We start from the raw sequence: 263 nt of genomic DNA on the forward strand, positions 1-263 counted from the left end.
CCGAGCGTCGCGCGCACGGGTTCGAGCTGCGCGGCCTGCTGGTACTGGACTTCGATCACCGTACCGCCGGTGAATTCGACGGACAGGTGCAGCCCGCGGTGGAACAGGAAGAACACGGCGGCGAGGAACGTGACCAGCGAGATCACGTTGAACACCAGCGCGTGCCGCATGAACGGAATGTCTTTACGGATGCGGAAAAATTCCATGGCTTCGTCTCCGGGGCCTTATTGGGTCGAGCCCGGTTTCTTCGGCGACACGCCTTG

The 263-nt window shown here is 62.4% G+C and carries 1 pseudogene; it reads right to left on the minus strand.

The features are described 5' to 3' along the window. A pseudogene (locus SB816_RS32580) lies at positions 1–206 on the minus strand (protein translocase subunit SecF); the annotation flags it as partial. Positions 207–263: the final 57 nt, after the last annotated feature.

Origin of the sequence: Achromobacter sp. SIMBA_011 (assembly GCF_046535435.1) — a bacterium.
GTDB classification, from domain to species: domain Bacteria; phylum Pseudomonadota; class Gammaproteobacteria; order Burkholderiales; family Burkholderiaceae_B; genus Achromobacter; species Achromobacter dolens.